Origin of the sequence: Sedimentibacter sp., assembly GCF_033447055.1 — a bacterium.
Lineage (GTDB): Bacteria > Bacillota > Clostridia > Tissierellales > Sedimentibacteraceae > Sedimentibacter.
The window spans coordinates 1-21218 of the sequence record NZ_JAWQJF010000119.1; the positions used below are offsets into that span (position 1 = coordinate 1).

General features: G+C 32.4%; 22 protein-coding genes and 1 pseudogene. 1 reads left to right on the forward strand and 22 read right to left on the reverse strand.

Translation table 11 applies throughout. The features are described from left to right. The 11 genes from SA378_RS11665 to groES all read right to left on the reverse strand — a co-directional run. A partial coding sequence (locus SA378_RS11665) for a DUF6470 family protein (RefSeq protein WP_412178686.1) occupies window positions 1–168 on the reverse strand: 168 nt, incomplete at its 3' end. Window positions 169–186: 18 nt separating this feature from the next. Beyond that, window positions 187–1194, reverse strand: a complete 1008-nt coding sequence (gene flgL, locus SA378_RS08185; protein ID WP_318525497.1) for a flagellar hook-associated protein FlgL — start codon at window positions 1192–1194, stop codon at window positions 187–189. An 11-nt stretch (window positions 1195–1205) separates the two neighbouring features. Then, on the reverse strand, window positions 1206–2822 hold the full coding sequence (flgK, locus tag SA378_RS08190) for a flagellar hook-associated protein FlgK (RefSeq protein ID WP_318525498.1): 1617 nt from the start codon (window positions 2820–2822) through the stop codon (window positions 1206–1208). A gap of 12 nt (window positions 2823–2834) precedes the next feature. Further along, window positions 2835–3293, reverse strand: coding sequence for a flagellar protein FlgN (locus SA378_RS08195; RefSeq protein WP_318525499.1), 459 nt, complete (start codon window positions 3291–3293; stop codon window positions 2835–2837). Between the two features lie 9 nt (window positions 3294–3302). Further along, entirely contained in the window at window positions 3303–3590 is a 288-nt protein-coding gene (locus SA378_RS08200) for a flagellar biosynthesis anti-sigma factor FlgM (protein WP_318525500.1), read from the reverse strand. Window positions 3591–3682: 92 nt separating this feature from the next. Beyond that, window positions 3683–4171: a chemotaxis protein CheW gene (locus SA378_RS08205; RefSeq protein WP_318525501.1), complete on the reverse strand. Its 489-nt coding sequence runs from the start codon at window positions 4169–4171 to the stop codon at window positions 3683–3685. A 91-nt stretch (window positions 4172–4262) separates the two neighbouring features. Further along, window positions 4263–4763: a chemotaxis protein CheW gene (locus SA378_RS08210; protein ID WP_318525502.1), complete on the reverse strand. Its 501-nt coding sequence runs from the start codon at window positions 4761–4763 to the stop codon at window positions 4263–4265. Between the two features lie 84 nt (window positions 4764–4847). Further along, window positions 4848–5315: a late competence development ComFB family protein gene (locus SA378_RS08215; protein WP_318525503.1), complete on the reverse strand. Its 468-nt coding sequence runs from the start codon at window positions 5313–5315 to the stop codon at window positions 4848–4850. 3 nt (window positions 5316–5318) lie between these two features. Next, on the reverse strand, window positions 5319–6080 hold the full coding sequence (locus SA378_RS08220) for a ParA family protein (RefSeq protein ID WP_318525504.1): 762 nt from the start codon (window positions 6078–6080) through the stop codon (window positions 5319–5321). A gap of 141 nt (window positions 6081–6221) precedes the next feature. Beyond that, the gene (groL, locus tag SA378_RS08225) at window positions 6222–7850 is read right to left on the reverse strand and encodes a chaperonin GroEL (protein ID WP_318525505.1); all 1629 of its coding nucleotides are present in this window, start codon (window positions 7848–7850) and stop codon (window positions 6222–6224) included. Between the two features lie 22 nt (window positions 7851–7872). Further along, a complete protein-coding gene (groES, locus tag SA378_RS08230; protein WP_318525506.1) occupies window positions 7873–8154 on the reverse strand; it encodes a co-chaperone GroES in 282 nt (93 codons plus the stop codon). Between the two features lie 356 nt (window positions 8155–8510). On the opposite strand from groES, the gene fba reads away from it, so the two are divergent. Then, window positions 8511–9440: a class II fructose-1,6-bisphosphate aldolase gene (fba, locus tag SA378_RS08235; RefSeq protein ID WP_318525507.1), complete on the forward strand. Its 930-nt coding sequence runs from the start codon at window positions 8511–8513 to the stop codon at window positions 9438–9440. 43 nt (window positions 9441–9483) lie between these two features. Here fba and SA378_RS08240 read toward each other — a convergent pair whose 3' ends face one another. From SA378_RS08240 to SA378_RS08290, 11 genes and pseudogenes are all read right to left on the reverse strand, one after another. Beyond that, window positions 9484–9753 carry a PQ-loop domain-containing transporter gene (locus SA378_RS08240; RefSeq protein WP_318525508.1) on the reverse strand — a complete coding sequence of 90 codons (270 nt, stop codon included), beginning with the start codon at window positions 9751–9753 and terminating at the stop codon, window positions 9484–9486. A 77-nt stretch (window positions 9754–9830) separates the two neighbouring features. Continuing rightward, a complete protein-coding gene (locus tag SA378_RS08245; protein ID WP_318525509.1) occupies window positions 9831–11027 on the reverse strand; it encodes a cation diffusion facilitator family transporter in 1197 nt (398 codons plus the stop codon). A 20-nt stretch (window positions 11028–11047) separates the two neighbouring features. Next, window positions 11048–12448, reverse strand: coding sequence for a triphosphoribosyl-dephospho-CoA synthase CitG (gene citG / locus SA378_RS08250; RefSeq protein ID WP_318525510.1), 1401 nt, complete (start codon window positions 12446–12448; stop codon window positions 11048–11050). After that, on the reverse strand, window positions 12441–13493 hold the full coding sequence (citC, locus tag SA378_RS08255) for a [citrate (pro-3S)-lyase] ligase (RefSeq protein ID WP_318525511.1): 1053 nt from the start codon (window positions 13491–13493) through the stop codon (window positions 12441–12443). The genes citG and citC overlap by 8 nt, the downstream gene beginning before the upstream one ends. Window positions 13494–13580: 87 nt before the next feature. Next, window positions 13581–14981 (reverse strand): citrate lyase subunit alpha, encoded by a 1401-nt coding sequence (gene citF / locus SA378_RS08260; RefSeq protein WP_318525512.1) that lies wholly within the window; start codon window positions 14979–14981, stop codon window positions 13581–13583. Beyond that, the gene (locus tag SA378_RS08265; RefSeq protein ID WP_318525513.1) at window positions 14974–15846 is read right to left on the reverse strand and encodes a CoA ester lyase; all 873 of its coding nucleotides are present in this window, start codon (window positions 15844–15846) and stop codon (window positions 14974–14976) included. Before SA378_RS08265 ends, citF begins: the two co-directional genes overlap by 8 nt. Beyond that, window positions 15846–16118, reverse strand: coding sequence for a citrate lyase acyl carrier protein (gene citD / locus SA378_RS08270; RefSeq protein WP_318525514.1), 273 nt, complete (start codon window positions 16116–16118; stop codon window positions 15846–15848). Before citD ends, SA378_RS08265 begins: the two co-directional genes overlap by 1 nt. Before the next feature lie 135 nt (window positions 16119–16253). Next, window positions 16254–17546 carry a 2-hydroxycarboxylate transporter family protein gene (locus SA378_RS08275; protein ID WP_318525515.1) on the reverse strand — a complete coding sequence of 431 codons (1293 nt, stop codon included), beginning with the start codon at window positions 17544–17546 and terminating at the stop codon, window positions 16254–16256. A gap of 56 nt (window positions 17547–17602) precedes the next feature. Next, window positions 17603–18775, reverse strand: a pseudogene (locus SA378_RS08280) (NADP-dependent malic enzyme). Window positions 18776–18974: 199 nt separating this feature from the next. After that, the gene (locus SA378_RS08285) at window positions 18975–19670 is read right to left on the reverse strand and encodes a response regulator (protein ID WP_318525516.1); all 696 of its coding nucleotides are present in this window, start codon (window positions 19668–19670) and stop codon (window positions 18975–18977) included. Beyond that, on the reverse strand, window positions 19667–21218 hold a 1552-nt coding region (locus SA378_RS08290), incomplete at its 5' end, for a sensor histidine kinase (protein ID WP_318525517.1). The genes SA378_RS08285 and SA378_RS08290, both read right to left, overlap by 4 nt.

The following is a 21218-nucleotide window of genomic DNA, read 5'->3' on the forward strand; positions in this document are numbered from 1 at the left end:
AACAGTATCAATATTTAATTTAGCAGGCTTCATCTGCATTTGAAGCCCGCCCTTATCTCTGGTTAATTCAAAGGTTGCTTTAGTATTAACTATTTCATAACGAGCTTTATTAACTTTAAATTCCATGGACATAGGAATGGTTTTTATTTCTATAAGAGGCTCTATCATTTTTAATACTCCTTTTAATTACTTCATGAAATCTATGAAACTGTTTTGAAGAATTTTATTTCCCATCGACAAAGCTGCATTGTACGAATATTCCTGCATTTTGAAATCAATAATAGCTTCAGCACTGTCTATTTCTTCAACATCTACTAATTTTTCATTTATATTAAACTGATTATCTTCATTTCGAACTTTAAGAAAATCTAAATAATTTGTTTTAGCTCCTATGTCAGTAATGCTGACTAAAACCTGTTTTTTCTGATCTTCATACTCTTCTATATAAGGTGTAATATTTTCTATAGAAAAATCGGAGCTTTTCAATTTATCCTTGATTTTTCCTACTAATGTATATAAATTGTTTGGTATATTTTCTCCATTTTCGTCTATTGAAGATCCATATCCCATGAAATTAATTCCTGACATAGACATATTGAAAACAGTATCTTGGTTTAATTTCCCACCCTCATCAAAAGTCATGCCCAAACCAATATCTATATTTATAACTTCGTCAGATAACTGATTTAATGTTGTCATATCACCGCTATTTACATTAACTCCCTTAAAAAATAATTCACCGGTCGCTTCATCTACTGTAAATGGAATTTCATCTTTGCTTGTTCCTCCAAAAACATATCTGTCTGCAAATTTGGCATTTAGAGATGTCAGTATGGAATTTTGAAGGTTTTCAAGCTCCTTGGCAATTATTTCTCTGTCATCTGAACTCATTGTGCCATTAATGCCTTTTAAATATGAGGTATACACAGTTTCCAAGTTGTCACTTATCTCTGTAAGGTTTGTCTCTGCTGTTGTAAGAAACGAATCAACATCACTTATGTTAGTGTCATATATTTCAGTAGATCTGTATTCTCTCCTTAATTTGTATGCTTTTATAGCAGATACAGGGTCTTCTGAACCTTTAAAAAATTTCCTGCCTGTAGATACTTGTTCATTCAGATAATTCATATCACTTTCAGATTTGTTTAAATTTTTAATATATTTGCTAGACATCATACTAGTTGTTATTCTCATATTTTCCCCGCCTATCTTGCCATTTCGTTTATTAATGTATCCAGCATTTCATCCAATGTTGTCATTAATCTGGCAGCCGCATTGTAAGATTTGCTGTACGTCAGTAAATTTACACCTTCTTCATTCAGATCCACTGAAGACATGCTGCTTCTAGCATAATCTAGTTGATACTGAGTATCTGAATATGTATCATACGAAGTTTGAACATCAGCTACTTGAAGATTAAGCCTCGTTGTTGTATAAGTTAGGAACTCCTGGAATGTTCCATCAAATAATGGGGTTCCCGTATCCCCTGATGTTGTAAAATTAAAAGTTCCTTCTCCTGATTGGAACTTGGATATCATTTTAAGTATATTATCTGTGGCACCCGAACTGTCCCCTGCGGTATTTACAGTTGTGTTAGTTATGTAAGAACCGGTTGCTTTTGCCCAATCGTCAGATATTTTAATATTGCCTGCCGTAATATCTGTTCCAGTCCTTGGTTCGAACAGAGGCTTGTCAGTCCACGTTGTTACGGACCCATCTGCATAAACAGGTGCTTTATTTACTTCATTCATAACAGTCGCAAACTTATTTGCTAACGTATCAAGCATGCTTTGGTAGTATACAACACCTTTATTAGCGTAAGAAGTTGTTGCAAATTCTCCGCTTCCATTCAAGAATTTTAAATAACCGTCTACTTGACCACCTTTTATAGATGAAGTAATATCTGTCAAATTAGTTTCATATGCTGTATTACCATCTGCATCTTTTAAAATTTCACCTGTTATTGCATCCACTTTAGGTTTTGTTATATTTATTATAGTGCCATTATCAATTCCGGTACCAATGCTTAATTCATTATGATTGTCTCTGTTTACAAGTTCAACAGCTGGGTCAATATTTCTTAACTTAATTGATAATTCATCAATAGTTTTTCCTCCACCAATATCAAGTGGTTCAATAACAACTTCTATGTCAAGATAATTTGAAAGTTCATCAATAAGCATATTTCTTTCATCATTCAGCTCTAATGCTGGATTTCCGCTTATATTATCTGCTTTGATCTGCTTGTTTAGTTTTGCAATATTTTCTGCAAGTTGATTAATTTTTTCAATTGCCCCGTCTTGCAAGTAGCTTAACTGCTGATTTTTAATCGTATTTATCTGTTCAGAATAATCATTAAACAATTGTGTAAGCATTTCAGCCGATGTTCTAACCACACCTTCCAGAACCGGATCGGATGGTGATGATGTTAAAGAGTGCAGCTGTTCTAACAAATCAGAAAATTGTGCATCAAGTCCATCAGTTGTTATTTCATCGAAAACATTTTCCAAGTCACTTAATGCTTCTAATTGAACATCTTCGCTGCCAACTTTCGCAGATTCCATTCTATACCTCAAATCAAGAAAAGAGTCTCTAAATTGGCTTACTCCTGATGCTTCCACCCCTTGTCCTATTATTACACCATTGATACCTAATTTAAGGTTGTTAGTGCTGAAAGAAACTGAATTTATGTCAAGGCGCTGCCTTGTGTATCCTTGTGTATTTACATTTGATATATTTTGCCCGACAACATCCATCATATTTTGACTTACTGTCAAGGCACTTGTAGCTGTTTTATATCCTAAAAATGTCGATCTAAGCATATGTATCTCCTGTTAAATTTTTTTGGAAAATATTAGGCTTTTTGAATTATTGTTTCTGCTTTCCTCAGCGGAATATGTATTATTCTTCCCTCCCATTTGATTCATGGCATTATGAACGCGGCGCAATCTTACTTCAATTACAGTCTTGCACAAATTGCTGATTTTCTTAGTTTCTAAAATCAGCTTATATAATTCATCATATGCTTCAATCAGCATTAATCTTTGTTCTTCGTTAGCTAGTCCTATTATTTCTTTGAGAGATTTACCTTTCATGTCCATTTCTTCAATGATTTTTTCTCTTTTTTGTTCAAAACCCCTCATTTTTAAATAGAAAACTTGTTCTTCTGAAACTATATCATCTAATGCAGCAACATCATCCTTAATCGCTACATCGTATTTTTTATATTCCAATTCCAAAAAATTTCTATATAAATCAGCACTCTCTTTAAGCAATTCATACAATGTCTTCATAATATCCTCTTATTTTAAAAGTTTACTAATTATTTCATCCACATCAATATTATAAGTATTACTTCTGACACTTTCTTTTATTTTGTTTATTTTATTTACGTCAGTTTCAGCATTAATCTGCATAACAACATCCTTTTTAATGTCGTCAAGTTTAGTGTCATGTTTTTCATGTGTAGATAAAGTTTTATTTTTAATATCAACAACATCGTATTTTTTTGATTTTACAGATTCTTCAATCTTTACCGGCTTAGTGCCGCCCTTATAACTCATGTGATTATTAATATTTTGGATTTTCATATAAACTACCCCTGTCTTTTATTTCCATATAATATATTCGGCACAAATATCAAAAAATTAAGTAAAAAAACAAAAATATTTTTTTTTTTTAATTATGCCATATTCATTATTTTTTCCTCATCCAAAATTAAAAGCACATCATTGTTTTTATGACCTTTGGCCACACCTTTTACATAACCATCTTTGCACATTTTCTTAATTTCTTCTGTTTCTTCAAAGGGAGTTATGTTTTCCACTGACAAAACTTCATCAACTAAAATACCCATAAAAGAATTATCTTCTTCAAAAACTATTACCATTTCTTTTTGATTTTTCGAAAATTCGTTTTCATCACATTCTTCTTTGCATGATTTCATATTAAACAAAAGTCTTAAATCTACTAATGGAATTACATTTCCTCTTAAGTGTATCAATCCCAATATATAATTTGGAACGTTCGGAATTTTTGTTACGTTTTCTGACAACATTACTATTGATGTTATTATTCTACTGTTAACAGTATACAAGTTGTCTTTTATTTTAAATACAAGCCATGGAAATTCAATTTCTTCTAACTGTTCCATTACATCCTCATTATACATACATTTCTCCTTCTAAATTAAACTTTCACTCTTTTCGGATCTCAATTCAAATTTTAACATTTATATGTCATTTAATTTAATTTAATTTAATTTAATCCAATTTAGTTATAAGTTCTATTTCCTTTTCGCTTAGCATTTTTTTTAGATTTATTAATAAGACAATTTTATTATCCAATTTAGCTATACCCGTGATGTATGTATTAATATAATCCGAACCCATTTTAGGCGGATTTGAAATATTGTCTTCAAATATTTTTGCTACTTCATCAACTGAATCAACAATAAATCCAATAAATGAATCATTAATATTAGTTACAATTATACATGTTCTTTCATCGTATTCCTTTTCTTCCTTTTTTAGTCTCAGCCTAACATCTACTATAGGAATAATTGTACCTCTTAAGTTAATAACACCTTTTGCATAGTTTGGAAATTCAGGGACTGTAGTTATATCCTGCATTCCTACAATTTGAACAACATCAGCAATAGGAATTCCAAACAGTTGATTCTCCGTATAAAATGTGAGATATTTATTTTTTAATGTATCTTCGCCCAAATTTTCATCACTTATAATATTTATTCTATCTTGCATATAATCACCCCATATTTTAATTTTCAAATTATGATATCGTCACATTTTGATAGAATTTTAGCACAATTTTAAAAAATCTTATATTTAATGCCTTGGGTTTTTTCTTACGATGAGAACAGCCTTAATAACTTCTGTGGTTACTTCACTGCTAAGCTCGCCTAGCTCTTCAATTTTTCGATTTATTTCTTCTTTTGTAGCCACAATATACATAGGCTTCAAATTATTTAAAGCAATCGCTATAATATCTTCTTTACATCGATCGCACCTGCAGCAATTCATTTTTTTAAGTGTTGCATCAAGTTTATTAAGCACAAGTTTCTCAACAACATTGTATAATATAACTTCGTTTTTTTCTTCTCTTATTAAATTCAATTCCTTATTTTGAAAAATTGATGTTTCTCTTTGAATATTATTTTCTGCAAAATGTTTTTTATCTGAATTTGACGTTATTGATGCATCTTCTTCGGATTGTTCATTATCCTTCTTTAAATTTGAAGGCATTATTTTTTTATACATTGATTCTCTGTCAAATGTTTTTTTAATTTTTGCCATCAGCTATATCCCTCTTTCAATAAGCTCATTCACTAAATCCATATAATCTGCCGTAGCTGAATTTTTTGGTGAATATTTGTATATATCCTGCTGGTTTGTCTGTGCTTCCATTATAGCAACACTAGATCTTATTGTAGTATTAAAAATGCAAGTGTTTAGTTGTTCTGCAATTAACTCAGCTGTACTCTTTATTTCTTTGCTTAGAATTGTTCTTTTACTATACTTTGTAAGTACAATTCCTTCAATTTTTAAATTTGCATTGCAGTATTTTCTTACACGTTCAATAGTTTCTGAGAGTTGAGCAATTCCCTGTAAACTAAAAATATCCGCAATCATTGGAATAATAATATAGTCAGACGCTGTAAATGCATTAACTGTTAAAATGCTAAGTGCAGGAGGTGTATCTATAAAGATATAATCATATTTATCCTTAACTGCATTTAATACTTCTTTTAGTAGAAATTCTCTGCCTGTCTGCGTGAATTCCAACTCTATTCCACTCAGCAATATGTTGGATGAAATAATATCAAAAGAAGGTACTTTTTGTATTGAAAAAGTAATTTTTGCTTCTCCTTTCAATATTTCATAAATTGTGGGACAATCTTCAGTTTCAGCGCCAGAACTGAAACTTAAATTAGATTGAGGATCTAAATCAACGCATAAAACTTTATAACCTTTTAACTTAAATCCTGCTGCTATGGCTCCCGTCGTAGTAGTTTTTCCTACTCCGCCCTTTTGATTTGATATTGAAATAACTTTTGCCATTTATGAAGCTGCTCCTTTGTATTTTTCTATTTACAAAATTGTAACAAATAAATATAAATATAACAAGGAGAATTTGGAATTAAATACAAAAAACAAAAAGCCAACAGAATTATCTGCTGACTTTATTTTATAAATATATTTTTACATCATTCCTGGCATTCCGCCGCCCATTGGAGGCATTGAAGGTTCATCTTTTTTTGGTTCGTCAGCTACAGCTGCTTCTGTTGTTAAAAGCATTGAAGCTACGCTCGCTGCATTTTGAAGAGCTGATCTTGTTACTTTTGTAGGGTCAACTATACCAGCTTCAATCATATTTACATATGTTTCATTTAAAGCATCAAAGCCTATTCCCTTATTGCTGTTTTTAATTTTTTCTACTATTACGCTTCCTTCAAGACCTGCATTAATAGCTATTTGTCTTATAGGTTCTTCCAATGCTTTTTCAATTATTTTAGCACCGGTCTTTGCATCTCCGATTAAACCTGCTGCAACTTTAGCAACAACTCCTGATGTAGCTAAAAGAGCAACTCCGCCGCCTGATACTAAACCTTCTTCAACTGCAGCTCTTGTTGCATTCAAAGCATCTTCAATTCTTAATTTCTTTTCTTTCATTTCAGTTTCAGTAGCTGCTCCAACATTTATAACTGCTACTCCGCCTGTTAATTTTGCAAGTCTTTCCTGCAATTTTTCTTTATCAAATTCAGAAGTTGATTCTTCATATTGCGCTTTGATTTGTTTTGCTCTTTCTGCTATTTCTTCAGAAGAACCAGCACCGTGAACAATTATTGTATTTTCTTTATCTATTTTAACTGTTGCTGCATTTCCAAGCATTTCAATAGTTGTATCTTTTAAATCATATCCTAATTCTTCAGATACAACTTGACCACCTGTTAAAATAGCTATGTCTCTTAACATTTCTTTTCTTCTGTCGCCAAATCCAGGAGCTTTTACTGCAACACAGTTAAATGTTCCTCTCAATTTGTTAACAACTAAAGTGGCTAATGCTTCACCATCTACATCTTCTGCTACAATCACAAGAGATCTGCCTGTCTGAACTATTTGTTCTAATATAGGAAGAACTTCTTGAATATTTGAAATTTTCTTGTCTGTAATTAAAATATATGGATTGTCTAAAACAGCTTCCATTTTTTCTGTATTAGTTACCATGTATGCTGATAAGTATCCTCTGTCAAACTGCATTCCTTCAACAACTGTAAGTTCAGTTCCCATAGTCTTTGATTCTTCTACAGTTATAACGCCGTCTTTGCCAACTTTGTCCATAGCTTCTGATATTAATTTTCCTATTTCTTCATCTCCGGCTGATATGGATGCAATTTGAGCAATTTCTTCTGAGGTTTCAACTTTTTTAGTTGTATTTTTCAACTCTTCAACTGCTGCTTCAACTGCTGCTTGAATACCTCTTCTAAGTATCATTGGATTTGCGCCGGCTGCTACATTCTTTAATCCTTCTCTGATTATAGCTTGAGCTAACAATGTTGCTGTAGTAGTTCCGTCACCTGCTACATCATTTGTTTTTGTTGCAACTTCTTTTACTAATTGAGCTCCCATATTTTCAAATGGATCTGACAATTCAATTTCTCTTGCTATTGTAACACCGTCATTTGTAATAACAGGTGATCCAAATGATTTTTGCAATACTACATTTCTTCCCTTTGGTCCTAATGTAACTTTAACTGTATCTGCTAATGCATTAACGCCTTTTTCCATTGCGCGGCGTGCATCTTCGTCAAATTTAATTATTTTTGCCATTTTCTATACCTCTCTTATTTTTTTATTCAATAACTGCTAAAACATCGGCTAATTTAATAATAATTAATTCTTCTCCATCAACTTTAACTTCTGTTCCTGCAAATTTAGAAAAAATAACTTTATCCCCAACTTTAATTTCATCTTTTTTCTTTTCATCAGATGTAATACCCGCACCAACTGCAAGAACTTCTGCTACTTGTGGTTTTTCTTTTGCAGAACCCGGCAAAACAATGCCGCTTTTAGTTTTTTCTTCTGCTTCCACCATTTTGATTACTACTCTTTCGCCTAATGGTTTTACTGACATAATTGAATCCTCCCATTTTATTTAATGTAATTATTTATCCAGTTTATTGTTAGCACTCAGCGTCTTAGAGTGCTAACACTTAATGTTTATATAATACTCAATTGTCGCCCTGTTTTCAAGTATCATTTTATATAATTTTCGCTTATTTAATCAAAATATAAGGCTAATTGACACTAAATCTTTCAATTGCTTTAATTTGCTTATTATTTCTTATTTTAGGTAATTAAGTAGATTTTATTTCCAATATTTTAATTAATTTTACAAAATAATTGATGTTTTTTATATGTTAATATAGTATAATTTATGTATCATTAGTATAACACATATAATTATTTAATATAATAGGAGGAAATAAAATGGCTTTAGTTACATCAAAAGAAATGTTTAAAAAAGCATATGAAGGTAATTATGCTGTAGGCGCTTTCAATGTAAACAATATGGAAATTATCCAAGGTATTGTGGATGCTGCTAAGCAGGAAAATTCACCATTAATTTTACAAGTTTCTGCAGGAGCAAGGAAATATGCAAATCCAATTTATTTAAGAAAATTAGTAGAAGCTGCAATCGAAGACACAGGAGTTGATATATGTCTTCATTTGGACCATGGGGATAGTTTTGAAATATGTAAACAATGCGTTGATGATGGCTTTACATCTGTTATGATTGACGGATCTAAATTGCCATTTGAAGAAAATATCGCTCTTACTAAAAAAGTGGTGGATTATGCACACTTAAAAGGTGTTGTAGTAGAAGCCGAACTTGGTAAATTAGCCGGTGTTGAAGATGCCGTAAAAGTAAACACAAAAGATGCTACATATACTGACCCAAATCAAGCTTTGGAATTTGTTCAAAGAACAGGAGTTGACTCATTAGCAATTGCTATAGGAACAAGCCACGGAGCTTATAAGTTCAAGGGAGACCCGAGCCTTGATTTCGAAAGACTTCAGACTATATGTGATTTGCTGCCTAATTACCCATTGGTTCTTCATGGCTCATCATCAGTTCCAAAAGAGTTTGTAGAACTTTGCAACAAATATGGCGGAGAAATACCAGGAGCAGCGGGAGTACCTGAAGAAATGCTTAGGCGTGCTTCTCAAATGGGAGTTTGCAAAATTAACATAGACACAGACTTAAGACTTGCAATGACGGCATGCATAAGACAAATATTTGTAGAAAATCCTTCTGAATTTGATCCTAGAAAGTACTTAGGACCTGGAAGAACTGCAATTAAAGATATGGTTGCTCACAAAATGAGAGATGTGCTAGGATGTAGCGGAAAAAGATAAATAAGCTAAAAAAGGATTTTGGTCTAAACGACTCGAATCCTTTTTATTTTTGTTCTGATTTTATTGGTTTTGAATTTTTAAAATATAGAGTTAAATCAACTGATACCATTATTAAATTAAGACCATATAAATATACTACAAAATCCAAGTTGTAAAATATTTTATTTAATATTCCGAATATATAACCTAATATTAATATTACTAAAAAATACGGGCTTTTACCGGCAACTGACTTTGATTTGTACGATTTGTAAATAGAAAAAGGCCATGCAGCTCCAAAACAAAGAAGCATCAATATTTCAAATATACTCATATTTCCCTCCCAAATTAAATTACGTCAATAACAATCAGTATATTACAGATTTTTTTGTTGTCAATAATATAAATTAATTATTTCCTGTATGGATTGTTCATATATGTTGATACATAATTTTTGTCTATTGTTACAACAGCATAATATGTTTCATTTTCTTTTTTAATTTTATTTTCAATTATTCTAACCAATTCACTTGACTGAACAGCATAATCAACAGGTATTAGAACATCAAATATTAAATTAGTGTGAGTATCTCCTTTAACTACTCTGAAATCATGCATAGTAAGTTTCTCATCAATCGATTTGATTATTTCTCCGGTTTTGCATTTTAGCATGTTTATTTCATCATCATCAGTAATTACAGGGTCCATATGAATAACTAAATTTATATCTAAATCTTTTGCAAAATCTCTTTCAATATTATCTATTAAATCATGCAATTTTAAAATATCTTCCTTTGCGTCTACTTCAGCATGCACTGTTGCAAAATATCTGTTTGGTCCATAATTGTGCACAACAAGGTCATGTATGTTTATAATTCCTTCATAGCCTAATATTTTATTTTCAATTGATTGAATAAAATCATATTCAGGCATTTCCCCCAAAATAGGGTTTAGTATATCCTTTAATATATCCACTCCTGAATATAAAATAAAAAGTGCAACTACAATACCCATGTAACCGTCTATTTCGTAGCCGGAAATTTTAGATATTATAACTGATACCAGTACAACAAATGTAGAAACAACATCGTTTCTAGAATCCATTGATGAAGCTTTTATTGTAGCTGATGAAATTTTGTTTGCTATTTTCCCATAAAAACCGCTGAGCCAAAATTTTGCTGCAATTGAAATTACCAAAACAACAATCATAGCGGCAGAATACATCGTTTTTTCAGGATTCATTATCTTATTTAAAGAAGATCTTATTAATTCAATTCCAACCAGCAGTATGACAATTCCCAAAACAAGTCCTGTCACATATTCTATTCGTGCGTGTCCAAAGGGGTGATCTTTGTCAGCCGGCTTTCCGGACATTTTAAATCCTACGAGAGAAATGATAGAGGAACCAGCATCAGATAAATTATTTACACCATCTGCCATTACGGAAATACTGTTAAAAATTGCCCCTATTGTTATTTTACTAAAGCTTAAAAGTACATTTACCAATATTCCTACTATGCTACTTACAGTTCCATAAGATTGGCGAACATTTATATCTTTTACATTTTCATAATCCTTAATAAATTTTCTTATAATAAACCCAGTCATAATATTCCCCTTCTCCCATATTAACTATTTACTTTATTCTCTATAAAGTATAGCATAAATGTTATAGCAAGTAAATCTGCACATCCCCCCGGACTAATATTTAAATCAATAAATTGTTTGTCTATTTCTCTTAAAACATCCATATGAACATTTTCAATTTTCTGCGTTTCTATTAATGTTTTTATTTCACATTGAACATGTACCTGGGTTTTTATGTCTGACCTTGAAATTATGTTAGTGTCTTTTACATTTGCAATTAAATTCAATAAAGTCAATGCTCCTGCATCATTCAATGAAAACCCTTGTTTTATTAATGATTTTAATACAGGCAATCCATAATTCCTGATTGATGAAAATCCACTTGCAACTTCTCCGCGAATTCCTGTAATTCCGTATTGTGCAAATAATTTTTCTCCATTAGTTTTTAAATTTATTAAATTGACTTCACTAAAATCATTTTTAATAACTTCGCAAGTCATTTTCTTGCACAATTCTAAAATGCTGTCTATATCTAATTTTATTTCTTTAGCAAAAAAATATCCTGTAGCAGCACAAATAACACCCAGTGAAAATATTAATCCTTTGTGAGTATTTACATTACCAGTGGCAGCCAGCATGTCATCTTCAGCTAACACGCCAAGATATCTTATTCTTTCAAATAGCTGCTGTGGTTCATCCTGATAGTACTGTATGCCTGTTAAAACAAAGTCTCTAAAATAAGGAGTAAGTACAGACGAACTATCAATAAATGTATATATGTCCATATCATTATGAGAGCCGTTGTTAGCCCTGTCTACAAGACCTGGTTTTGGCGTTGTGCACACTTCATACAATAATGCGCGACATGCACAACTAGAACACATATTTGCAAATTTTTGATTAAAATAATCAGACATTATTTCCACGGTTTCATGCAACACTTCTTCTATGGGATGCTTTTTACTTCTGGCACAAACATGTGCTTGTTCCCGGCATATAAGACATGTGCGATTTTTGCAATTTATATCTTGTCTTGATATTTTGTCACCATTAGTTTTTAACACATCAATATCAAAGGTTCTTCCCATCGGATTGCTGTTTTCAATTTCAACCATTAGTTTTTTTAAGGAATAAGGATTAAAATCCACTGCAAAAAAGGATTCATAACCGGTTTTTTCAATTCTTTCTTTTTGATATACTATGTTGCAATTATGCCTTTCTAACTGTCTTATTATTAAATTTCTGCCCTCTTTGAATGACTTTTCTGCAAGAGGAAATGTTTTAATTGACCCAGGTATATTAAGTGTAAAGGAAATAACTGGCAGGTTATAGGCAGTTAGTATTTTTTGTTGCTCAAACACCCTGTTTTCTCTGGCATCAAGCATTTCTGTCAATGACACATGGTTGCTGCCAAGTATCTCTGGCAAATCTATACTATGCATTTTTATTTATCTCCCTTATAAGTCCGGCAATTCTTTGTCCTTCCTCAGATAATAAAAAATCATATGTTGTTTTAGGAACTAATTCATTTAGCTTTTCGTAATTCCCCCATGCAAATAACTTTCTCACTTCTGAAGCACTAATTGCAACGCCATTCTCCTGATATCTTTGAATTTCTATAACATCAATTCCCCGTTCACTCAAAATTTTCTTCATTTGCAGGTTGTATGAAGCTGTTACTTTGTCATAGGGTTCAGTTCCCACAAAACGTTTTGTAATATTTAATATTTTAGCAAAGTATTCACTAAAAATAGTCAAATCCAATTGACAATTAATATCTCCTGCTGCATATTTATCTTTAATAAAGTAAGTAGGAAAAGTAGCAGAAGAAATCAAGTAATCTGACGTGGGATGAACAACAACATTTTTTAAATGTTTTACTCCGCTTTTTACTAATTTAAATCTTACATTTGCTGGGAATATACTTTTATCTTCAGAAACTACAAACAAGTGAAGCAAGTCGCATTGTTTTGCTGCAGTCTCAATTAAATACAGATGACCATTTGTAAATGGATTGCAGTTTAAAACAATTGCACCCACATTAATCATGTTATCATGATTATCATAGGATTTCAGAGTTTTAACAAACTCAGAAATCCCATTTTTGTAATTTTCCATCAGTGCGGCACTGTTTGTTTTTGAAATCAAGTAAAAACCCAAATCACTGAATATATTAATATTATCAGGCTTAGTAAATAAAAACATGTGATTATGACCACACTCAATGCCATGAGAAATCAAGGCTGTAACAATTTTCGCCGCAAGCCCTTCCCCTTGATAAACATCTGAAACTGCAATGCATTTTAATACGTTTCCTTCCAATGAACCAGTAGCGGCTATTTTACCCATGCTGTCACAAAAATTAATTGTAAATTCAATGCCATCATCATATGATAATTGTTCTTCTGACAAAAAATCTTTCAATTTTTGAAGCTTAACGCCTTTCATAGGGTATCCATAATCTTCATAAAAACTTTCACAATCCATAATTTCACCTTTTATTTAATTAATTCGAGAACATTCCTTTAAAGCTTGACTCCAAGGACTAACTATCTTTAAGGTGTGTCCCCCTACCTATACATTTTTTATTGTATCCAGCAATGTTCCGTCACGATAAATGACATTGGCAACAGTTTTATCGCCTAACTTAACATTCTTTGGAATTCCGGTAATGCTTTCTGCCAATGCTTTTAATTCATGTATATCAACAACAGGAAGTCCGGCCTCTTTCAATTTGTCCCTTAAATCATTTCTTAAAGGATTTACAGCAATTCCTCTTTGAGTAACAAGAACATCCACTGTATTTCCAGGTGTAGATACGCAAAGCACTTTATCTACAACAATTGAAAGTCTCGCTCTGCTAAGAGGTGCAACAATCATAGTAAGTTTAGCTCCTGCAGCAGTATCGCTGTGTCCTCCGGAACCCCCCATAATATATCCGTTTGAATCTGTATGCACATTTACATTGAAATTTGTGTCAATTTGAGTTGCTCCTAATATAACCACGTCTAAATTATCAACTATGGCGCTCTTTGATGTAGGACTTGCATATTGAGATGCAGTCACTTCTCTGTGCTTTGGATTTTCTCTGATGGATTGCACTGCTCTTAAATCAAAACATTGTACATCCATGAGGGCTTTAAAGCAACCAGTTTCCAGCATATCAACCAAGTAGCTGGTAATGCCGCCCATTCCAAAACTTCCTTGAATTTTTTCTGCTAACATTAAATCTTTCAAATATTTTGCAACAGCAAGAGATGCACCGCCGGCACCTGTTTGAAAAGAAAATCCATCTTTTAATAATCCGGAATGCTGGATAACTTTTGTTGCATAAGATGCCATCATTAATCCTACCGGATCTTTTGTAATTTTTGTAGTTCCTGATACAATTCCTGTGGGATTACCAATTTTATCAACACTAACTATATAGTCAACATAAGTTTCTGAAATAGAAAAATCATACAGAGGGTATTCAACTAAGTTGTCAGTAATTACTACTACCTTTTTTGCATTCATTGCATCTGCAAATGTATATCCTAATGAACCGCAAGCTGATTTGCCGTATTTTCCCGAACAATTTCCCATATTATCCGATGTTGGTGCTGCTATAAAAGCAATGTCAATTGGAGTTTTTCCGGTTTCAATATCACTTGGGCGTCCCCCGTGACTTCTGAATGTTACAGGTTTATCCATTATTCCTGATGAAATTTCTCTTCCTATCACAGCCCCCATATAATTAACTTCAAGACCTGTTACCACTTTATTTTTTATATGTTGTATTAATGGAGCATGTATATCAAAAACCGAACTAGCATTTACAGTGATATCTCTATATCCTGCATTTGCAATTTCCTCCATTACCATGTTTATAACATGGTCACCGTTTCTCAAGTGGTGATGGAAAGAAATTCTCATTCCGTCTTTTAACCCACAAAGTTTTATAACTTCATTTAAGGAATTAACAACCTTACCCATAAAATTCACCCCCCATTGCTTCAGACATTTCTATAGTTTGTCTTGCTCTTTCAACTATAGGCGCATCAATCATCTTTCCCCTCAAAGAAATTGCACCCTTGCCCTGCTCTTTTGCAACTTTTATTATTTCCATGACTTCATATGCATATTCTATTTCTTCTTTTGAAGGGCTGAACACTTCATTCACAGACATAACGTGTCTTGGAGAAATTACAGCTTTTCCTGTAAAACCAAGGCCCTTGGCAAATTCAGAATCTAATTTTAATCCTGCTTCATCTTTTACATCAGTGAACGGTGTATCATAAACAGCAATATTTGCTGCTCTTGCTGCAACAACCATTCTTCCTCGGCTGTAAAATATTTCGTCACCTTTTTTAGTGCGCTTGCAACGCAAATCTGCAGTTAAATCTTCTCCGCCTAAGAAAATTGCTTTCACTCTTTCACAAGACTTAGCTATTTCAAAAGCATTTTCAACTCCCATAGCAGTTTCAATAAGCGGCATGATTGCTGTAGGTTTTTCTATGTTATGCATTTTTTCAACAGACTGTATATAATCAGCAACTATTTGAACATCTTTTGCACAATTTACCTTTGGCACCATAATCATGTCCGGCTTCATAGGTATGATTTCATTTAAATCATGTTTCCAAAATTCTGTATCTATTGAATTAATTCTTATGATAACTTCACAATTCCTATAATTAAGAAATTTCAATGCATTTCTTACAAGTATGCGGGCAGAATCTTTTTCTTTAGGGGAAACTGCATCTTCTAAATCTAAAATAATGCTGTCAGCTCCAAGCGCATCTGCATTTAATAACATTCCTGCATTGTTTCCTGGCATAAATAGCATACTTCTTCTCATCAGTTATTCATCCCTTCTGCTCTTTTTAAGGCTGTTTCTACCCTTGCACGAATTGCACATTCTACAGCCCCTCTGTCTTTTAATTGTATTTTTACATTTTTTACGTCGAAGTCATTCAATACTTCTCTGACTGTTTTTTCGATTTCTTCACCAAACTGGTTATACACAACCGACTCAAGTTCAAGTTCTATGCCGTTTTCATTTGGCTCTACCTGAACATATATATCACTGGACTCTAACGTTCCAGCTACTGCTTTCTTTTTTATTTCCATTTATGAATTGTACCATCCTTTTCTAGTTCGTTTGTTCTTTGGTGCAATGGGGACAGTCCCCATTGTAGCAGGAAATCCAGAAGTCACATAATACAACAAAGCCCACCTCAAGAAGGTGAGCTTATTGTAGTTATTTTATCCAAATATAATCGGTACAAGGAATGTTGCAAGGAGGATAATGAATGCCCCACCTAATCTTGATGAAATTTGAGCAAAAGGCATAAGCTCCATTCTATGTGCAGCAGTTAAAACTGCAACGTCTCCAGTTCCGCCCATGTTAGCCATACATAAGCCTGCAGTAATAGCAGCTTCAATAGGATAGAAGCCAACCATTTTTCCAACAACTGCTGTACCAACTACAGCGCCTAATACTACTAGGAATACAAGAACCAAGAAAGTTGGTGAGAACGCTGCGATAACCTGACCTAAATCTGTATATGCTATACCAATGCCCACTAGAAGCGCAGATGTCCAATTTGTAGCTACAAATTTATACCAGTTAGCACAAGCTTTTTCAAATTTGCTAGGTAATAAATTGAAAGCTTTTGCTAATCCAACAGAGATAATCATCCATGCATAAGGATGGATATCAAGTCCTGCATATGTGTCAAGTACATAGCCCACAATATTGCCGAAAGCGAAGAAAGTACATGCTATTGCTATACCAATACTATAGTCTGCAATAGAAAGGGGTTCGTCATTATTTACTTTTTCTATAAGATCATCTTCTCCGATTTCCATAAGCTTACCATTTCCGCTAAGTTCTGGTCTTACTTTACCAAGTTTGTCTAACAGTCCTCCGAAAACAATTGCCATTGCATTTCCTAGTGCTACAGCAGGAACAAGTTTTGATAGTATAGTTTCTGAAGGAACACCAAGTCCTTTTGAGAATACTTCTGCTATAGGGACAGCTCCCGCACCCATACCGCCTCCCATTATAGGAATACCGATATACGCCATAGATTCTGCCGGAGATTGACCAAAGAGCATACCTCCTAATGAAACAAAAACAAGAGACACTGCTACTCCTCCAATAATAGTTGGAAAGTATCTTACAGCAGCCTTTACAAGAAGTTTTCTGCTCATTCCAAGTATTGAACCTGTTATAAGTGCAGCAATATAAAAATCAAGGAACCCGCCACCCTTCATGAATGTTGTTACAGTATCAGTAACAGATTCAGGAAGTATGCTGAAATATACCAGTGCAGCTGAACCGAATATTATGACAATTGGTCCTCCTCCAAAGAATGTCTTGACAATAGGTGTATTATTACCTATTACATCAAGAAGAGATCCAATAAGCATCATAAATACAAAAGCTCCAATCATGCCTCCAGGCAGTACATCAAAAATAATTGCAATTAAAAGTATAACGAGCAATGTGAAATAAATCGGAAGGTTTATTCCCATTATTTTGTAGTCTTTCATAATTTTCCTCCTAGGAATTTTTATATAAAATTTAATTTGTATTTTAATAACTAAATTTATATTCTAGCCACACCTGATTTTTTTGCTGCTTCTGCAATAGCTTTAGCTACAACTTTTGCAACACCCTTATCCAATGCACTTGGAATTATATTATCTTCATTTAAATCTTTTTCATCAATATAACCTGCAATAGCATAAGCAGCTGCAAGTTTCATTTCTACGTTTATCTCACTGGCTCTGACATCTAAAGCTCCTCTGAATACGCCAGGGAATACCAGAACATTGTTAATTTGATTTGGAAAGTCAGAACGACCAGTTCCAATTACTCTTGCACCTGCTTGTTTAGCTAAATCAGGCATAATTTCCGGAGTAGGATTTGCCATTGCAAGTATAATGGAATCTTTATTCATTGTGCGAACCATTTCAGGTTTTAATGCATCAGCTGATGAAACACCAATGAATACATCTGCTTCTACAAGCACATCAGCAAGATTTCCTTTAATACTTTCAAGATTTGTTGTTTGTGCAAGCAATAATTTTGCATCGTTCATTTTTTCCCTGTCTTTATATATAGCACCTGTTCTGTCGCAAACTATTATATTTTTTGCTCCCGCAGCTATCAATAAGTTTGAAATAGCTGTTCCAGCTGCACCTGCTCCATTTATTACTATTTTTAAATCTTAAATTTTTTTATTTACAATTTTTAAAGCATTAATTAAACCTGCAAGAACTACTATTGCTGTTCCATGTTGGTCATCATGAAATACAGGAATATCTAATATTTTTTTCAACTTTTCCTCAATTTCAAAGCATCTTGGTGCTCCAATATCTTCAAGATTTATCCCGCCAATACCCGGAGAAATCATTTTTACTATATTAACTATTTCATCAACATTTTTAGTATCCAGGCATATTGGAAAAGCATCAACATTAGCAAACTCTTTAAATAAAATTGACTTTCCTTCCATTACAGGAAGTGCAGCCTTTGGACCTATATCTCCTAACCCTAATACAGCAGTTCCATCAGTTACTACTGCAACAATATTGCCTTTAGATGTATATTTATATACATTTTCCTCGTCATCATGAATTTTCATGCAAGGTTCAGCAACTCCCGGAGTATATGCTAAACTTAAGTCATCCCTAGTTTCAACTTTTATCTTGGATACAACTTCTATTTTACCTTTGTGTTTTTCATGAAGTTTTAAACTTTCTTCGAAATAATTCAAATCGTTTTCCTCGCTCTCTAATATTAATTTTGTATTTTTATATTATCATTTCAACATTAAACAGTATATATTTTGTTATTTTAAAATAGTTTTACTCTTTAAATTTATTTTGCTCTTTTTTTAACAATATTATGCATACAAAAAAGCCTCAATAATGATTGTAATCATTTATTAAGACTTTTAACTTTGATGAATTTTTCTATTTAGTTATAATTTTATATTTATGCTGTGGTCTTCCTATTTTTCTGTATTCGATTAATTTTTTAACTTTTCCTTCCTTCTCCATATGTTCAAGATATCTTCTTACTGTAACCCTTGCAACTCCGGATATTTCTGAAACCTCTTCTGCAGTTTTATATTCGTTCTCGGATTTTTCAATTTCCTGCCATATTAGTTTGTAAGTATATTTATTGATACCTTTTACAAATTCACTTTCAGCACCACAATTTTCTTCTTCAAACGCTCCATTTTTTGAAATATATTTATCAAGCTCATTCTGTTCAATAGTATCAGAGTTATTGAAACTGTGGTATCTTTCTATATAATTTGTCAAAGCTTCCTTAAATCTTTCAAATGTAAATGGTTTGATTAAATAGTCTACTGCTCCGTAGCGAAATGCTTCTTGTATCATGATACTTGTTTTATCTGCTGTTATAAGAATTACATCAATTTTCATTTCTTCTTTTCTAAGCAGCTTCAGAAAATCAATTCCATTTTCCTTCGGCAAATAAATATCCAATAATATTAAATCCACTTTATTTTTGTTTGTAAATTCTTGAGCTTCCGTAAGACTAGCAACAGCTTTCGCCAGATGAAATTCAGGCAGTTTTTTTAAAAATTTAGAATTTATATCTCTAACCATGGGATCATCTTCAACTATCATAACCTGAATCATATATTTTCACCGCCTTGCATAGGTATTTTTATATACCATGAAGTTCCATTATCTACAGATAAAATAATTTCTCCATTAGCATTGTCCACAATACTCTTAACAATACTCATCCCATATCCCCTTTGGCCTAATTTTGTAGTAAATCTGGGTTCATATATTTTTTCCCTTATTTCAACAGGTATACCTGGGCCATTATCCTTTATTTCAATAATTAAGTTCTCATCATTTTCAGATAATTTAACAAACACTTTTCCTGTACCATCTACATTTACAGCATCAAAAGAATTTTCAATCAAATTTCCGAGTAAAGAACCCAAGTCTTCCTCACTTAATAGTTCCGGTAATTTATTTAAAATCGATTGATTGTCAATTTCTAATTTTATTCTTAATTCTTCAGCTTTATAATACTTTGCTAAAAGCAATGCCTCTATGGAAGCATTTTTAATTTTGCTTGTAGTAACTTCAGTTACTTCATTCCTTTTTGCAGTTTTAGATATATATTTTATTGCTTCGCCATATTCTTCCAATTGAATCAAGCCTGATATTGTATGTAACTTATTCATAAATTCATGATTCTGTGCCCTTAGAGACCAAGCCATTTTTTTAATTCCTGTAAGCTCTTCCGCCATTTTTTTAATTTCTGTCAAGTCTCTAAAATTAACTACCTGCCCTATAACCTGATTCTTATCATTTTTCAAAACATTATATTTACATAAGATAGTAACTCCAGGTCTTATTTTAACTTCCAAGTTCTCTGTTAATTTGTCTGTCCCCAATAATTCAAAAACATCATTTTCAAGAAAAAATTCATTTATATTTCTATTTATATCCATGTCTGTCAATCTTAATATCCTTGCTGCTTCTTTGTTATATTGAATAAGATTTCCTTTTTCATTTAAAGTTATTATTCCTTCTTTAACATTTTCAAGTATTGCATTCTTTTCTTTAAACATCAAAGTAATTTCTTTTGGTTCTAAGCCTAAGATTTCATCCTTAATAATCGTTGATAAAACAAAAGCACAGTACATACCTAATAAAAAACCAATTATTACAAATGGTATGAACTGCCCCATTTTTTCATTTTTTTCTTTATTAATTTCATTAACTGTACTTCCTACACTTACTGCACCAATCTGTTGTCCATCTTGAAAAATAGGTGAAAATGCCCTGATTGAAATTCCAAGAGTACCTACAGCTTTTGAAATATATTCTTCTCCCGTTGTTAATACTCTTATCTCATCCCCTCCTCGAAATTTCTTGCCTATGTTCTCTTCATTAGGATGAGTAAGCCTTATTCCATTCATATCAAATACAACAATAAAATCAACATTTGTTTTTACCCTGATTTTTTCAATATGTTCATTTAAATTTAACTCTTGATTATTATTTTCTGCCAATGCATCCTTTACCTGCTTATCTTCTGCCGTGTAATAAGCTATATTAAATAGTCTGGTCTCTAATTGGCTATTCAATATGTCTTCCATTTGAAAGTATGAAAGCCCGATAATGCTTCCAACTGAAAACATTATAATTATAGCAACAAAAAAT

What these genes read in the sequence shown, in the direction of transcription:
- SA378_RS08275 (WP_318525515.1), bottom strand. Translation starts at nt 17,546, where the DNA reads ATGAAAGACTACAAAATAATGGGAATAAACCTTCCGATTTATTTCACA.
- groES (WP_318525506.1), bottom strand. Translation starts at nt 8,154, where the DNA reads ATGTCAGTAAAACCATTAGGCGAAAGAGTAGTAATCAAAATGGTGGAA.
- SA378_RS08265 (WP_318525513.1), bottom strand. Translation starts at nt 15,846, where the DNA reads ATGAGAAGAAGTATGCTATTTATGCCAGGAAACAATGCAGGAATGTTA.
- SA378_RS08195 (WP_318525499.1), bottom strand. Translation starts at nt 3,293, where the DNA reads ATGAAGACATTGTATGAATTGCTTAAAGAGAGTGCTGATTTATATAGA.
- flgL (WP_318525497.1), bottom strand. Translation starts at nt 1,194, where the DNA reads ATGAGAATAACAACTAGTATGATGTCTAGCAAATATATTAAAAATTTA.
- citC (WP_318525511.1), bottom strand. Translation starts at nt 13,493, where the DNA reads ATGGATTGTGAAAGTTTTTATGAAGATTATGGATACCCTATGAAAGGC.
- citF (WP_318525512.1), bottom strand. Translation starts at nt 14,981, where the DNA reads ATGGGTAAGGTTGTTAATTCCTTAAATGAAGTTATAAAACTTTGTGGG.
- flgK (WP_318525498.1), bottom strand. Translation starts at nt 2,822, where the DNA reads ATGCTTAGATCGACATTTTTAGGATATAAAACAGCTACAAGTGCCTTG.
- SA378_RS08200 (WP_318525500.1), bottom strand. Translation starts at nt 3,590, where the DNA reads ATGAAAATCCAAAATATTAATAATCACATGAGTTATAAGGGCGGCACT.
- SA378_RS08215 (WP_318525503.1), bottom strand. Translation starts at nt 5,315, where the DNA reads ATGGCAAAAATTAAAAAAACATTTGACAGAGAATCAATGTATAAAAAA.
- citD (WP_318525514.1), bottom strand. Translation starts at nt 16,118, where the DNA reads ATGGAAATAAAAAAGAAAGCAGTAGCTGGAACGTTAGAGTCCAGTGAT.
- SA378_RS08205 (WP_318525501.1), bottom strand. Translation starts at nt 4,171, where the DNA reads ATGTATAATGAGGATGTAATGGAACAGTTAGAAGAAATTGAATTTCCA.
- SA378_RS08220 (WP_318525504.1), bottom strand. Translation starts at nt 6,080, where the DNA reads ATGGCAAAAGTTATTTCAATATCAAATCAAAAGGGCGGAGTAGGAAAA.
- SA378_RS08240 (WP_318525508.1), bottom strand. Translation starts at nt 9,753, where the DNA reads ATGAGTATATTTGAAATATTGATGCTTCTTTGTTTTGGAGCTGCATGG.
- SA378_RS08245 (WP_318525509.1), bottom strand. Translation starts at nt 11,027, where the DNA reads ATGACTGGGTTTATTATAAGAAAATTTATTAAGGATTATGAAAATGTA.
- SA378_RS08285 (WP_318525516.1), bottom strand. Translation starts at nt 19,670, where the DNA reads ATGATTCAGGTTATGATAGTTGAAGATGATCCCATGGTTAGAGATATA.
- SA378_RS08210 (WP_318525502.1), bottom strand. Translation starts at nt 4,763, where the DNA reads ATGCAAGATAGAATAAATATTATAAGTGATGAAAATTTGGGCGAAGAT.
- citG (WP_318525510.1), bottom strand. Translation starts at nt 12,448, where the DNA reads ATGCATAGTATAGATTTGCCAGAGATACTTGGCAGCAACCATGTGTCA.
- groL (WP_318525505.1), bottom strand. Translation starts at nt 7,850, where the DNA reads ATGGCAAAAATAATTAAATTTGACGAAGATGCACGCCGCGCAATGGAA.
- fba (WP_318525507.1), top strand. Translation starts at nt 8,511, where the DNA reads ATGGCTTTAGTTACATCAAAAGAAATGTTTAAAAAAGCATATGAAGGT.